Source organism: Prolixibacteraceae bacterium (assembly GCA_019856515.1).
Lineage (GTDB): Bacteria > Bacteroidota > Bacteroidia > Bacteroidales > Prolixibacteraceae > Halosquirtibacter > Halosquirtibacter xylanolyticus.
Genome location: CP082230.1, coordinates 348735 through 363083, shown reverse-complemented (window position 1 = coordinate 363083; position 14349 = coordinate 348735). Strand labels below are relative to the sequence as shown.

Annotated in this window: 17 protein-coding genes; 5 read left to right on the top strand and 12 right to left on the bottom strand. The window is 34.2% G+C overall.

The window, feature by feature from the left end:
- Window positions 1-7: 7 nt before the first annotated feature.
- Window positions 8-1042, bottom strand: a complete 1035-nt coding sequence (locus K5X82_01250; protein QZT37530.1) for an IS630 family transposase — start codon at window positions 1040-1042, stop codon at window positions 8-10.
- Window positions 1043-1136: 94 nt separating this feature from the next.
- Here K5X82_01250 and K5X82_01245 point away from each other — a divergent pair, with 94 nt between their 5' ends.
- A complete protein-coding gene (locus tag K5X82_01245; GenBank protein ID QZT39070.1) occupies window positions 1137-1502 on the top strand; it encodes an efflux RND transporter permease subunit in 366 nt (121 codons plus the stop codon).
- Between the two features lie 12 nt (window positions 1503-1514).
- Window positions 1515-2867, top strand: a complete 1353-nt coding sequence (locus K5X82_01240; protein QZT37529.1) for an efflux transporter outer membrane subunit — start codon at window positions 1515-1517, stop codon at window positions 2865-2867.
- Window positions 2868-2986: 119 nt separating this feature from the next.
- Here K5X82_01240 and K5X82_01235 read toward each other — a convergent pair whose 3' ends face one another.
- The 3 genes from K5X82_01235 to K5X82_01225 all read right to left on the bottom strand — a co-directional run bounded on the left by K5X82_01235 (window position 2987) and on the right by K5X82_01225 (window position 4507).
- Window positions 2987-3229 (bottom strand): hypothetical protein, encoded by a 243-nt coding sequence (locus tag K5X82_01235; protein ID QZT37528.1) that lies wholly within the window; start codon window positions 3227-3229, stop codon window positions 2987-2989.
- Window positions 3187-3399: a hypothetical protein gene (locus tag K5X82_01230; protein ID QZT37527.1), complete on the bottom strand. Its 213-nt coding sequence runs from the start codon at window positions 3397-3399 to the stop codon at window positions 3187-3189. Before K5X82_01230 ends, K5X82_01235 begins: the two co-directional genes overlap by 43 nt.
- Before the next feature lie 775 nt (window positions 3400-4174).
- Window positions 4175-4507: a GntR family transcriptional regulator gene (locus tag K5X82_01225; protein ID QZT37526.1), complete on the bottom strand. Its 333-nt coding sequence runs from the start codon at window positions 4505-4507 to the stop codon at window positions 4175-4177.
- 285 nt (window positions 4508-4792) lie between these two features.
- Here K5X82_01225 and K5X82_01220 point away from each other — a divergent pair, with 285 nt between their 5' ends.
- On the top strand, window positions 4793-5995 hold the full coding sequence (locus tag K5X82_01220) for an undecaprenyl/decaprenyl-phosphate alpha-N-acetylglucosaminyl 1-phosphate transferase (GenBank protein QZT37525.1): 1203 nt from the start codon (window positions 4793-4795) through the stop codon (window positions 5993-5995).
- 442 nt (window positions 5996-6437) lie between these two features.
- Here the strand turns inward: K5X82_01220 and K5X82_01215 are convergent, their stop codons facing one another.
- From K5X82_01215 to K5X82_01180, 8 genes are all read right to left on the bottom strand, one after another.
- A complete protein-coding gene (locus K5X82_01215) occupies window positions 6438-6824 on the bottom strand; it encodes a transposase (protein QZT39069.1) in 387 nt (128 codons plus the stop codon).
- 53 nt (window positions 6825-6877) lie between these two features.
- Complete coding sequence (locus K5X82_01210) at window positions 6878-7006, bottom strand: transposase (GenBank protein ID QZT37524.1); 129 nt, start codon at window positions 7004-7006, stop codon at window positions 6878-6880.
- A 264-nt stretch (window positions 7007-7270) separates the two neighbouring features.
- Window positions 7271-8443 (bottom strand): ABC transporter permease, encoded by a 1173-nt coding sequence (locus tag K5X82_01205; GenBank protein ID QZT37523.1) that lies wholly within the window; start codon window positions 8441-8443, stop codon window positions 7271-7273.
- A gap of 12 nt (window positions 8444-8455) precedes the next feature.
- Window positions 8456-9643, bottom strand: coding sequence for an ABC transporter permease (locus K5X82_01200; protein ID QZT37522.1), 1188 nt, complete (start codon window positions 9641-9643; stop codon window positions 8456-8458).
- A 2-nt stretch (window positions 9644-9645) separates the two neighbouring features.
- On the bottom strand, window positions 9646-10629 hold the full coding sequence (locus K5X82_01195) for an efflux RND transporter periplasmic adaptor subunit (protein QZT37521.1): 984 nt from the start codon (window positions 10627-10629) through the stop codon (window positions 9646-9648).
- A 26-nt stretch (window positions 10630-10655) separates the two neighbouring features.
- A complete protein-coding gene (locus K5X82_01190) occupies window positions 10656-12146 on the bottom strand; it encodes a TolC family protein (GenBank protein ID QZT37520.1) in 1491 nt (496 codons plus the stop codon).
- Between the two features lie 569 nt (window positions 12147-12715).
- Complete coding sequence (locus tag K5X82_01185) at window positions 12716-12871, bottom strand: hypothetical protein (protein QZT37519.1); 156 nt, start codon at window positions 12869-12871, stop codon at window positions 12716-12718.
- Window positions 12858-13475, bottom strand: coding sequence for an IS3 family transposase (locus K5X82_01180; GenBank protein QZT39068.1), 618 nt, complete (start codon window positions 13473-13475; stop codon window positions 12858-12860). The genes K5X82_01185 and K5X82_01180 overlap by 14 nt, the downstream gene beginning before the upstream one ends.
- 325 nt (window positions 13476-13800) lie before the next feature.
- On the opposite strand from K5X82_01180, the gene K5X82_01175 reads away from it, so the two are divergent.
- Both K5X82_01175 and K5X82_01170 read left to right on the top strand, forming a co-directional pair.
- Window positions 13801-13950, top strand: a complete 150-nt coding sequence (locus K5X82_01175) for a hypothetical protein (protein QZT37518.1) — start codon at window positions 13801-13803, stop codon at window positions 13948-13950.
- A gap of 152 nt (window positions 13951-14102) precedes the next feature.
- Window positions 14103-14204, top strand: a complete 102-nt coding sequence (locus K5X82_01170) for a hypothetical protein (protein QZT39067.1) — start codon at window positions 14103-14105, stop codon at window positions 14202-14204.
- Window positions 14205-14349: the final 145 nt, after the last annotated feature.

Genomic DNA, 14349 nt, shown 5'->3' with positions numbered 1-14349 from the left:
CGTTATTTTAAGCTGCGTATTTAATGCTATCAGCTTTAAAGTATTTTTTCACTCTATAAGGTGATTCTTTAAGCATAGTCATATGATCTTTGACATTTTGGGTTAACTTCTCTTGTGTTCTAGGTGAGGGCTTCATAGATAAACCTTGTTTCAAATCGCAATTCAGAAATTCATCTGGATTTCTATCAGGAGAGTATGATGGTAAGAAAAAGAGTTCTATTTTATTCTTATTGTCAGATACCCATTCTTTTACGATCTTACTATGGTGTACTTTAAGATTGTCTAATATCAAAAATATTTTCTTTTTAGAAGTCTTTATAAGTTGTGTCATAAATTCAATTAATCGGTCTGAATTCATCGAACCAGAGTAGATCATAAATTGAACTTTACCTTGATTTGTTACTGTAGAAATCAGGTTAATAGAGAATTTTTTAGACATACTCTTTTTTACAGGAGTTCTCCCTTTTAGGGAATAACTACGTCCATGGTTGCAGTTGTTTTTGACCCCCGTTTCATCTCCCCAATGTATTTCGGCATTTTCAGCTTTTGCTTTTCTTGCGATAGAGGGATAGTCTTCATCTAGCCACTTTTGAACAGCTACAGAGTTTTGCTCATAAGCTCTCTTTTTTGGCTTTTGTGGGGTAAATCCCCAACGACGTAGATAGTCGCCAGTAGTAGTTATTGCTATAACTATACCAAATTGATCTAGAATAAGTTCCTGTACAGCCTTTCTTGTCCATAAAGCAAAGTTTAGCTTTAACTGGTCGGGCATCTTATCAAGAATTAGACTCTGTATTAGTTTTTCTTGTTCTAGGGTAAGCAACTTTAAATCTTCTGATTTTACACCTTTCTTCTTTGATTGTAATCCTGAAAGACCATTAGCTTTGTTTTTCTTTACCCAAGAAGATATTGTAGTGGCTCGAACTCCAAGAAGTTTTGCTACATCTTGCTTCTTTTTACCCATTTTTATTAAACGAATCGCATTCTTTCTTTGAATGAGGCGTTCCGATTCAGGTAGCGTTCGATAGTCTATTTTTTCCATGGAATAAAGATAGTAAATATTATCGATATAATACCGTCGGGTTAATAAGATATTCCATGTCGACAATAATATCTACCTACAAACAGGATTAATAATGCTGATGGGACTACTTATTAAAACGGCCATCTTAATTACAGAACTTGCAAGTTCGAAAAGAGACAATGAGGGAAAATCCATATCAGAAGCTGCATATGAAGCAGCGAAAGAACGTCTTCGTCCAATTCTTATGACCTCTATGACCATGGTTATTGGAATGATACCTCTCGCACTTGCAACAGGTGTAGGTTCAAATGGAAATAAATCTTTAGGGTTAGGTATTGTTGGAGGAATGTCAATTGGAATTATAGGACTTCTATTTATGGTTCCTGTTTTCTTTATCCTATTCAAAAAAATCGAAGAATATTTCAAGGCATTAAGACCAAGCAATTCGATTGACAAACTAGAGGATGTTGAATCTTAATACAAAATATTAATGCAAAAATTCACACTAATTATCACAGCTGTTATTTTATTCAGCAGCTGTGGGTTATACACAAAATATCAAACACCACATCTTGATAAAGAGCAGTGGTTAAATCAAGATATTGTCTCTATAAATAAAGGCTTCATAATGCCTTCATGGGATGATTTTTTTGAAGATCAAGAACTTATTAAACTAATCGAAGAAGGATTGTCTAATAATGTAGACCTTAAAGTTGCAGAATTGAATATTGAAAAGAATAAAGCTCTATTAACAAATGCTAAGCTTTCGGTATTACCCTCATTCATACTTTCACCGAATGCAACCATTTCAAGTATTGGAGGAAACAAAGCAAGTCAATCTTACCAACTTCCTTTAACTGCAAGTTGGGAAGTCGGAGTTACAGGAAAGGTCAGAAATAACAAGCTTAAAGCAAAAGCATCATTAGAACAAACCGAGATATACGTACAAAAAGTCAAGACAGACTTAATTGCAATGATTGCTAATAATTATTTCACGATTAAGATGTTTGATATGCAATTAGAGTCATCAAGAGCTTCTGCAATAAATTTAAAGAGCAATATCCGGGTAATGAAAAGTTTAAAACAAGCGGGTTTACAAACAGATGCAGCAGTTCAACAAGCGATATCAAACTTTCATCGAATAGAAATATCGATTAAAGACCTTGAAAAACAAATATTACAAACAGAACATGCATTATCTATCCTACTTTTTCGTACACCAGGGATAATTGAAAGAAGTACAGAAAAAGGTCAAATAGAACTTAAAAACATCGAGAATGGAATCTGTTTTCTGAACCTTTCCAATAGGCCTGATGTTCGCTTTAATGAATTAGAACTTGCAAAACTGTATTACGATACCAATATAGCAAGAGGAGCTTTCTACCCATCTATAACTTTAAAAGGTAGCATCGGTTGGTCATGGAATGGTTCTATTACGAGTAATCCTGCTGATCTTCTAATCAGCACGGTTGGATCTATTGCACAGCCAATATTTATGCAAGGACGCAACCGAGCGAACCTTAAAGTTGCAAAAGCATCTTATGATCAAGCACGATTGAACTATCAGCAAACATTATTAAAGGCAGGAAATGAAGTTAATGATGCACTTATCATCTATGACACAGCAGTTCGAAAACTAAAAATCAGAGATGAACAAATAAAAGCTCTAAAAAAAGCGGTGTCTGAAACTGAATTATTAATGATAGGAGGTAAAAATACATACCTCGAAGTTCTGACAGCTCAAGACTCATACTTAAGAGCAAAAATTGAGAATAGCTCAGAATGGTTTGAAGCGCTACAAGGAAAAATTAATCTCTTTAAATCATTAGGTGGATATAAATAACATGATTTATTTGTCATTAAATATGGCACAATAATCACTAATTACATCAATCGAGTAGGTAGGGGGGATTACTCCACCTACCTCTCACACCACCGTACGTACACTCGTATACTGCAGTTTCAATTAACTTTAAACGTTTCGTAGTTATCGACATATTGTATATCCCCAATTCGTCGAACCATTGCAAATTCATTGCTTGATGAGCTTAAGGATAACTTGACTTGCGCCACCAACTCCTTCTCGATAGTACTAGAATCCAACTCTGCCATGAGGGAACCCCTAGATGCTTCAGAAAACGTTTTACTGCGATCGTTTTCTTTCATTGCTTCAAACGATAACACCTTAACTTTCTTCGAATCCATGCGTCAAGTTCTCGCAAGAGACGTTTGCAATTCGCCCTTCTAAAGTAATGAAACCATCCGTGTAAAATAGGATTAAGTTCTTCAACAACTTGATTCAAACTGCAACCTCGTTTACGTTGGGTAACCATTCTCACCTGCGATTCGAGATTCTCCAATGGTAAGCATGCCATTGTTAAGGATAGTGTACCCTAATAGTTGCGTTCTATAACTCTCGCAACAGACACTCTTTCCTTCATTGACTTTTAGTTTAAGTTGAGCAGTGAGAAAGTGGCTTATCGATTCCTTTACACTCTCGCTGGCTGCGAATAAAAATGCTGAAATCGTAGGTATACCTTACAAAACAATGACCTTTGGATTCTAATTCTTTGATTCGCTCTTTTTACTTGCTTCACCAATGATGAATTCGCTCCCACTACGTGTTCATGACTTCCACATTGGTGTATAGAATCCAACCGCTGTTCTATTAACAGATCTAATTGGTACGCTATCTCTTGCTGATGCTCCAAAAAATAAACGTTCTACGGACTTCTCACTCTTATAAATACCTACAATCAGTTTGTCGAGGTTGTAACAGATGGAGAGATCTCTCGGGATAAGATAATAAACTTTCCTTGCGTATCACTTGATTTACTGTATGGAGTTACGGTTGATTTTTGGGCGTTCCCGATACAAATCAGCCTTATATCAGGTTTCTGTAGGTCAATACCTCAAGTTTGCGAATGGCTTCCTTCAGATTTGGAGTCACCTCCAACACCTTTGCCAATAGCTAATGTTACCTATCAACTCGGCACATATAGAGGCTTGTTCTATACGAGCTTATTAATATGCCCGACATACTAAAAAAAAGAGGCTATCATAAATTGATCGCCTCTGCCATTTTGATCACCTATAAAAAGCAATTTTCAAATAACCAGAATAACATCTCTGAATTTAGACCTTTAGAACTCATATAATCATTCGTTGATTCTCTTTTTTCATTTTAAATATCTGATATCTCTTTTCAACTTCATCAAAAGGAATCTCACATAAATATAAACATTCAAAGATATCAGGAAGCTTCGATGTAAAGAAGTCATACTTAATCTTTTCTGTGATGATTTTTAATGCATCATAAGAAACACTGAACCCACCATTGTTACTCTTGTATATGATTTTGCGTAATATTAATTCATTAATTGCTTTTTTAATTGTATTGGGATTCAGCTCTAACTCAAGTGATAAACTTCTTATCGAAGGAATTTTATCTTCCTCTAACCACTCTCCCTTTAATATTTTCACTTCAATTAATTCACATACTTGTAAATATATTGACAAATCCTCTTTAAACACCATCGACTATTTCATTGAATACAAACTATTGATAATTTATCTTTATAAAGATATATAAAACCCAATTGATTTATTGATTCAACTAAGGTCTAAATGTTACTAAATCTAGTCTTTTTATGAATCTAATGGTAATAGTCTCTTCAATATTAGCATAATTTTTATACTTTTACCGCCGAAATCGTATTTTTATGGTAGTATATTATGAAAGTATGAAGTTTAATATAATCTATATCTATGAGTGTTGTGTTAATTAATATTATTGCCATAGTAACATCTTTATTTGTCACAATGGCTTGTGTTCCTACACTAGTACATGTATCTAAAGAAAAAAAGTTATTTGATGAACCCAATGGACGTTCTGCTACCAAAATAATAGTTCCGACTTTAGGTGGATTAGCAGTGTATCTTGGCTTTATCACAAGTTTGACAATGGTACATTCATGGCTAATTCTCCCAAATCTATCTTTAATAATGGGATGCTTAACAATTATGCTTTTTTTGGGATTAAAGGATGATATTCTCGTTCTATCACCAAAAAAGAAATTGGTCATTCAATTGTTTGTCGCTTCATTACTGGTAGTTGCAGGAGACTTTAGATTCACATCACTACATGGTTGTTTTGGAATTGAGTCGATTCCATATTTCATAAGTTACATCATCTCTGTCTTTGCTTGCATCGTTATTATTAATGCATTCAATCTTATTGATGGAATTGATGGATTAGCATCAGGACTATCTATTCTCATCTCTACATTTTTTGGGATTTGGTTTTCTATTAACAATAATCCAGAATTTTCAATCTACTGCTTTTGCTTATCAAGTGGATTAGCCGGTTTTTTCTACTACAACTTTAAAGGAGGTAAAAACAAGATATTTATGGGAGATACAGGTTCGATGTTAATTGGAACATTAATGTATATTTTTGTCGTCAATTTCAACGAATTAAATCTACACCCAAACACCCTAAATTTCCCAATAGATTCTGCTCCTGCTGTATCATTTGGTTTACTTATCTATCCGCTATATGATGTTTTAAGAGTATTTACAATTCGTATTTTACAGAAAAAATCTCCAATGAGTCCAGATAAAAACCATATCCATCATAGAATGCTTGCATTAGGTTTGTCACATCATTATTCTACAATGATTATTATTGGATTTAACTTTGTATTTGTAGTGTCTGTCATTTTACTTCAATCAGTCGGTAATGACCTTTTATTTGCATATATATTAATTGCTTTTGGTAGCATATCAACAATCCCTTCAATTATCATTGCAAGACAAGAGCTTATTTGTAAAAATGATCCTTATCAAAAAGTTTTTATTCCTCGCTTCTTTAGAAAAACAGGGATTTCAGAAAACAAGATACTCCCTGAAAGCAATATAAGAGCAAATAATACACAAGCTTCAAATAAATCTCATGAAGAACTGATCTAAATATCACGATTTAAACAATAAATAGAAATTACGTTATACGACATAATAAGTTCTATTTATGAGACATAAGTACATATATCAATTGCTTTTGATATTATTTTAACATCAAAGACAGAAAGAGATTATCAATAATATCTCATCTATACACAACAAAAAATTGGACTAATTATTAAATTGATTAGTTCAACTCCAATAATCAAAGAATGAATATTACCTGTGTTTATTTTAACACATTACAATAACACCAATGGTATTCATCTTAGATTACTAATATTTATATTAAACAGCTTCAGGCTTTCTTTTTAAAATCAGAAATATATACTACACTTATTTAACAATCCTTATATCAAGTATTATATTAGGGGGCTATGCATATATCTTAGTTTAACGACAAGAGGACGAATTGTATATCAGCTCACTCTTCGTGTAGCTCTAAAAGCCTTTACTTTGACATTAAATGATTCTCTTGCAAAGCAATTGTACTTTTATTCTCAAAGAAGTTTAATATATCTGAATAGTGGCTGAAAATGATGTTTGATATTTTACTAAAATTATCAAAACAATCATTAAACCATCTTGCTAGTTTCGTGTAGGCAACTTTCGTGTCTTCTGTATGAGAGAAGGTCATACTCAATTTATGGGTTAAGTTATATGTCTTCTCTAGATCAGGATATAATTCAAACAGGATAGAAGCTCTTTGCTTCTGCTTCTCTTTCCATTGATCCCTTGATTGAAATAAAAGGTAACCACTTCTTGCAGGAAGTGGTTTTGGTGTATCTCCATTGGTTAGGAGTTTTGAAGGATATTTCCCCCTTTCTCGTTGGAAAATTGGAGTGCTTTATTTTCATTGTCAACCGCTGTCCAGCGATGTTTAATCCTCACCTATTGTAATGCATCATAAGCAAGTTTTTGGACATGAAAATGACCCATAACTTTGCTCGCTTGAGGAAAACACTTGCTTACAACCTTTTCCGTTACACCAGTCAGATCTAAAGTAACCTTGTTATGCACCTACTGGTATCTATCTGACAACTTTCAGAATATTATCAACTTGACTCCCATGGCTATGGCAAGATCACTTCTTTTTTGTCCTATAGGATAAAACGAGAAATAATATTACAACCAAGAACAACACAACCCCTAATATATTACCTGATCCGAAAAAGGTTGTAGATCAATAAAACAATTGAACTACAACCTTGTTCTTAAGACTTTAAATTACTAATAATAATCAGCAATCATTTTGGTACTAATAGACTTGTATTTAAGACAGGATTATAAATTAAACTTCCTCCTAAGTTGAATCACTCTTAAGAGTGTAATACAGAAAAACAGTACTGCTAATTCCCATAATTTAAACCATTGGTCTTGACATACCTCAAGACCAGAATGCATCAATTGCATCTTATAAATCCCGATTATAGCCTGTGTACTTGGGATAAATGAGCCTATTGACTTCCAAAATCCAGGCATATTTTGATATGGCCACGATATACCTGACAAAAAAAGCAAAGGTATAGATGTAAAAAGCAAAAATATCATAGAACTCGTTCTTTCTTTGAAGAAAGTACTTAACAAAAGAGCTAAGCTTATTGTTGCCACTAAGAATGGAAACGCGAACAATAATAAGTCAGTTACACTTGCCCAAGCTGGGTATCCTAAGAACCAGAAACTATTTATCAACAAATGAATAGCAATAGGAATATACAAAACAAAAAATGCTGAACCTCTTCCAATCAACTGTATCAATATTGACTTAACATCTAGCCCCTCTTTTAAAAACCAACTTGTTTTCTCAGCATATGCAGTCCCCGCAAATAGCCCCATACCCATTAGAAGCGTTTGATGTAGAATTAATATGAGAACTCCTGGCATCAAATAACTAGCATAGCCTCCTGATGGATTAAAAAGTGGACGAGAATCCAATTTAATATTTAATGCTTTATCTACAGCATCATTCATCATCTTTCCTTTTAGCAACTGTTTCTTTATTCGAATACCAGCATTCATAGTTCCCACCACGTAATTTGCCCCAGTTAACACCTGCTTGTAGTACATAAAAAAACTAGCATCTGCAAAAACCGAGATATCAACATGTTCACTTCGAAGGATCTTACGTTCAACCCCTTTAGGTATAACGATTATACCTTTAACTTCACCATCCATCAAGAACGACTTAGCTTGAGCAAAATCCACACACACTCGTTCATTAGATATTTGTTGGGTCGCATCAAAATAACGGCACAACTGTCTACTCAACGAACTTCCATCCTGATCGACAATAGCTATCGGAACATCATTAACAACCTCTTTTTTGTACACCCATCCATAAAGAATAGGATAAACAACACTTGCACCGATAATGATAAACAGAACACCAACATCTGAAAATATTTGTGTCAATTGTTCCTTAAATACACTATACAATGTTTCTCTCTGTGCTTTCATGATCATTTTGATTTATAATCTCCCCCAAAACTTCTCGTTTAAACAGATTGTTTTCAATCGTTTTTGCATCAAAAGAGGGATGAATAGAAAAAGTAACATCAGACCTATTGGCAAACATGTACTATAAAGTGGTAAACCTCGAAACACTTGCCCCATTAGCAAATCTAAATAAGAAGTAAATGGCCACAATTTTGACATATAACTCGCTAAAATTGGCATACTATGAAAAGGAAATGTCAATCCCGAAAAACTAAATGCAACGGCACCATAGAAGGAGCTAAAACTCATAGCCATTCTTAAACTTGGGTTTAAACATAAAAACAAAACCCCCATAGATAGACCTGCCAAAATCATTACAAATAACCCGATATTTAATACCATTAAAGAACCCGCAACTGGAACCTTGAAATAATTAAACAATAAGCTATTCATAAAAAGACCAATCACTGTAAACACCACAATATATGGTGTCAACTTTCCCATTAATGCCACAAACATATTACCATCTGCTTGTTCTAACCAAGCCACAGATGTTCTATCACGAAATTCTGTACCTATAGCATAAACAGAACACATCACTACAAAAATTTGCAACATCACAGGTAACAAAGCAGTAACCAAATAATAAAAGTAATTCGTTGTAGGATTCACTAAAATATGGGTATCTAAAGATAGTGGTACTGTTGCAACAAGAGCCTGATCTTCTGACATTCCCTTTTTCATTTTACTCTGAATAGATAAACCCGCAGCAAATGTTTTTACAACTGTCGCAAAACCTTTATTTACCAATCCTCCCGGTAATAAAAAAGAGTTGTTATAGTAAGCTACTACTTTTGGAGCAACACCTTGATAAATATCCTTAGAGAAGGTCTCATCAACATATAAAATACCATAAGCATTACCCTCATATAAATGTTTTTTTGCATCAAGTAATGTCGTCTCTCTATAGGCAACATGCATGCTTTGTGTCTGATCAACCATTTTCATCATTTTCCTAGATAAAGTTGAACCATCTCTATCGACAACAACAACAGGTAATTCCGTTGCAACTCCTTGATAAAAAAGAGTCGCAAAGAAAAAGAAAGAGATTAATGGTAGAAATACAGAAAGCCACAACAATAAATTCTTTTGGCGAATCATGTCAATTTCTCTAAGAACAATTCCCCAAAAGCCTTTTTTTATTGGATTATTATTCTTCATAGTTAAATATTATTCCAATCTAGTAATGCTGTCATACCAGGACGCAAACCTTCAACTTTCACAACAGGTACTGCTCTCACCTCAAATGTCTTCATATCAAATCCACCCATAGTCTGAGTAGCTCTATATGTTGCATATGCTCCTTCGGCTTTGATATAAGTAACTTTCACTCGGACCTTCTTCATATCCATCGCAGGAAGCAAAACATCAATTTCAGTTCCTTTTTTAAACTTACTTAATAAATCCTCTTTCACATTAAACGTAAACCAAACATCAGAAAGGTCTGTTATTGTGACCACTGGATATCCAGGAGTTATCAACTCTCCTCGCTTAGCAATAATACTTGAAATTTCGCCATCCATTGGCGCAACAAGCTTCTTTTCTGACATATAAGATGCAACCTCATTTACCGCACCATTAGCTCGTGCAACAAGTGCTTTTGCAGCTTGCTTATCTTCATAACGAGCTCCCTTCTTCGCCATCTCATACTGAGATAACGCTGCATCTGCAGTCAACTTAGCTGCCTGATAACGAGTCTTTGCCTCATCAAGTTTCTGCTGAGGAACGACACCTTCCTTATACAAATTATCAACTCTAACATAAGTTGTTTGCATTAAGTCTGCAGCAGATTTTGCTTTCAAATATAGGTTGTGGGCAGCACGTATTTGCTCTTTTCTTGCACCATTCTGAGCTTTATGACTTTGAGCAACAGCAGCCATCTTTGCAGCCTCAGCTTGTTCCATCTTTGCAGACACCTCAGGACTTTCAAGCGTAAGCAATAAAGTTCCTTGTTTTACTTCATCTCCTTCACGCACAGTTAATGAATCAATTCTTCCAACAAGTTTCGTTGCAACCTTAATTTCTGTCGCTTCGACTTCACCTTGAAGAATAACCTTTTTAGGCTTCAACATTATCGATCCACCAATAGTTAATACAGAAAGAATGATTAAGACTACAACTCCGATACCAAAACTTCTATTTTTCATCTATATATAATATTTTCGATTTTCCACTATTTTTTATTCACTGTATAGGAAACAAAACTCTCACTCATACCACACCACTCCAGTAATTTTGCAAATGCCATATCATATTGATACATTGACTGAAGTCTCTCAATTTTTGTCTTTGACAAATTCATTTGGGCATCCACCACTTGTGTCGATGTTGCAAAACCTTCTTTAAAAGCTTTATTTCTTACCCTATAATATTCTTCTGCAAACTCCATTGTACTATCTAAAGTGGTCGCAGATTCAGATGCTTTTTCAATTTCATGATATGTTTTTAACACCACTGTGTTAATGTCATGTGAAGCTTTATCTTTATATACAGCAACCTGAGATCTTTTAGCCTTCGCAGCCTTTATTTTATTTTCACGAGCAAAACCATCAAAAATATTGATCTTAACACCAATTCCCACGAACCAATTTGGAACCAAATCAGTTACCTGATATTCATAGATATTTCCAGAACCAATAAGTGCTATCTCTGGTAAATATTCTGACCTCTCTTTTTTCACAAGTTGTTCAACCATTATCTGTTTTTGATCAACTTGAAGCAACTTAGGATTATTCTTTTGAGCGTATTCCTGATAATAAGCCACATCATTCAATGACCCCATAATTCCCAATTCGGTTGTTGGCTCTACCCAATAACCTATTCCAAGAGTATTCTGCAATCCAATCTGAACTAGCTCCATATCTTTTACCGCTGCTTTATGCTTTTGAACAGCATCCATATATGCAACATTCGCATGAAGTCTTTCCGCTTTCGAAATCATTCCCTGTTTTTCAAGATGTTTCGAATCCTCTAGATGCTTCTTAAAACCATCCACGACCTCTCTTCTGACTTTAACTAACTTTGTGGCCAATTGCAATCCATAATAGCGTGCTGCCAATTCTGTGATCTGTTGATTGGTCACATTAATCAACTCTAAATCCGACACTTTATACTTAGCCTTAGCAGCTCTATTAGCCGCATTAATCTTACCTCCCATATAGATCGGCTGAACTAAGTTTCCTGTAATAAGCCCTAGCTGTTGGTCTTGTATCTTTAAGCTCAATGAATTTGGAAGACCTTTGAAAGATGGAGCTGGCACTTTTGACATCGCTCCTCCTATTGCTGCTTGCATTGAAGGCGGTAACTGTCCTACAACTGCTCCCATATAGTCTTTCATCCCATTTAACATTTTGGCACCCACCTTCTTTGCATCCGTTAAATCCACATGCATTTCAATATCATCACTCAATACAGTATAGGTCCCTGTAACAGACAGCTTAGGCATATAAAGTCCTTTTATTGCCTTCGTCTCGTACTTTACACTCTCATGTTCTTTTTCTGTAGCTCTAATACTGTAGTTGTGTTCCCGCAAAACTGCAATGGCTTCCTCAAACGACATAGCAACAGTCTGATCTTTTTTTTCTGTTTGTCCCGCAGCACATATTAATGGTGCTATGAACAAAAAAAATACAACCAAATAAGAATGTCGCATTCTTATCTTCATTCGATTTTTCATTTGAAAATTATATAGTTCTTAAATATTCTTGCTGTAATAATAAAATTATGTCACAAATATATACAGTTTTTTCAAATACTCGACCATATCATATATTAAGTCGATAATAATTCCATAAAACGATATAAACATGATCATATTTAATAAAACTAGGCTTCATAATTAAGAACACATAACACTTATAATAAGACATGTAACTAACAAATAAAGATACACAGATCCATATGTTAATTTAATAAAAATAATAATTTCAACAAGTAGCTAAAGCATATAAAATACTTCCATACATCTTTGATACAAATTCACGTATGACGATAAGTTCCTAAATTATGTATTCGTCTTAACTATGTAAAAATACAAAATCGTAACAATGTCGAATTACTATCTTTATCAGGCTTTTTGTTAAGCATTTATCTTTACGACAAAAATAAGGTAGTCGGTCAACATTTGTTTAAGTAGAAAAACTGTCAAATATGTAGTAGATGATATGGGGTTAGAGAATCAAAATATTCTAAGTACATGACAAATAGACATGTAACAAAATATAGGACATTTAATTAAGCTACGTTTAAATAGTTTATTTTTCCGAATTCAATAGGCGTCAGATACCCCAGTGTTGCATGTCTTCTTGGTCTATTACACCACACTTCAATAAATTCCACAATGTCCACTTTTGCCTGAAAATGTGAGTAATAGTATTTATGATCTATCATTCCAGGATCTGGTTATTTTAAAGAAACTTTCAGCTACCGCATTATCCCAGCAATTACCTTTACGGCTCATGCTTTGAATTATTCCATTCTTAACTAACTTTTCTCTAAACTCCTTCGCTGTATATTGTACGCCTCTATCAGAGTGAAATATCATACCTGGCCTACTTTCACGATTTGTGTTAGCCATTTGCCAAGCTTTAATAATGGTGCATTCTGTAGTCATATTACTGGACAGAGACCAACCTATTACTTTACGATCAAAAAGATCAATAACAGTAGTCAAATAAAGCCATCCTTGATCAGTTGGTATATAGGTAATATCAGAAACCCAAACTTCCGATGGTCTAATGGGGTTAAAAGCTCTATTCAGATGGTTCTCGGATATCGAATTGGAATGATTTGAATCTGTCGTTTGGACTTTATATCTCTTATTTACAATGCTTTTGATAGACTCCATCTTCATTATTCGCGCTACTCTATTTCTAGAAGTAACGACACCTAGGGCTTTTAATTCCGTCGCAATCATGTGACTACCATAGCGAGCCTTTGATTCAGTATATATTTTACGTATACGAATCGTATCCTCTTTTAAAGCAACAGTTATTGGGCTATCATCCCGTGATAACCAGCTACAAAAACCACTTCAGCTTACTTTTAAAATACCACACATATCCTCGACAGTAAATTCAGTCCTATACTTTTTTATAAACTTAAATTTGTATTGTCGCTCTTGGAGAATATGCTCACTGCCTTTTTTAATATATCACGTTCTATTTGTGTCTGGCGTAGCTCTGCTTTTAGTTTTGCGATTTCTTCTTGTTCTACAGTCCGAACAGGATTGCCATTCAAGTGTAGCACATCCACAATGCTATACTTGGTTACGGGCAAATTAGATTTTAGAAAGATGAATAAACATTGTGCTATTTAATATGGCTACCCATCAAATCTCGGAAATAGCCAAAGAAGATATTAAGCTGGAAAAAGTACTAGATCTAAATCCCTCTTTGTTTTATGCATATTATTTGAAGGAGGAACTAAGAGAGTTATGGAATCAAAAGAATATGTATGATACAACTTAAATTATTAGATCAATGGGGAAAAGATGTAAATGAGGCTAAAACACCACAGCTACAGAAGGTTGCTGACTTAGTGGAAGAACATAAAACAGGAATATTAAACTAGTATAAATGTGGAATATCAACAGGACCTTTAGAAGGGGGTAAACAACAAGATAAGAACAATAAAAAGACATGCTCAGGGCTATCGAGACTTAGATTATTTTATGCTAAGAATAAAAGGAATGCATCAGGATATATACGCAATTCATGGATGAACCCAAAAGTTTAAATCACCTCTTTATATTCATTGATTCTGATTACCTAAACAGTAAAAGAAGCAGCAAGCCAAAGAATCGTGATTCTTTCATTTACTGCTTCTAATATGATTATTCGTGTTAGTGTTCAAAAAATAACACCTAC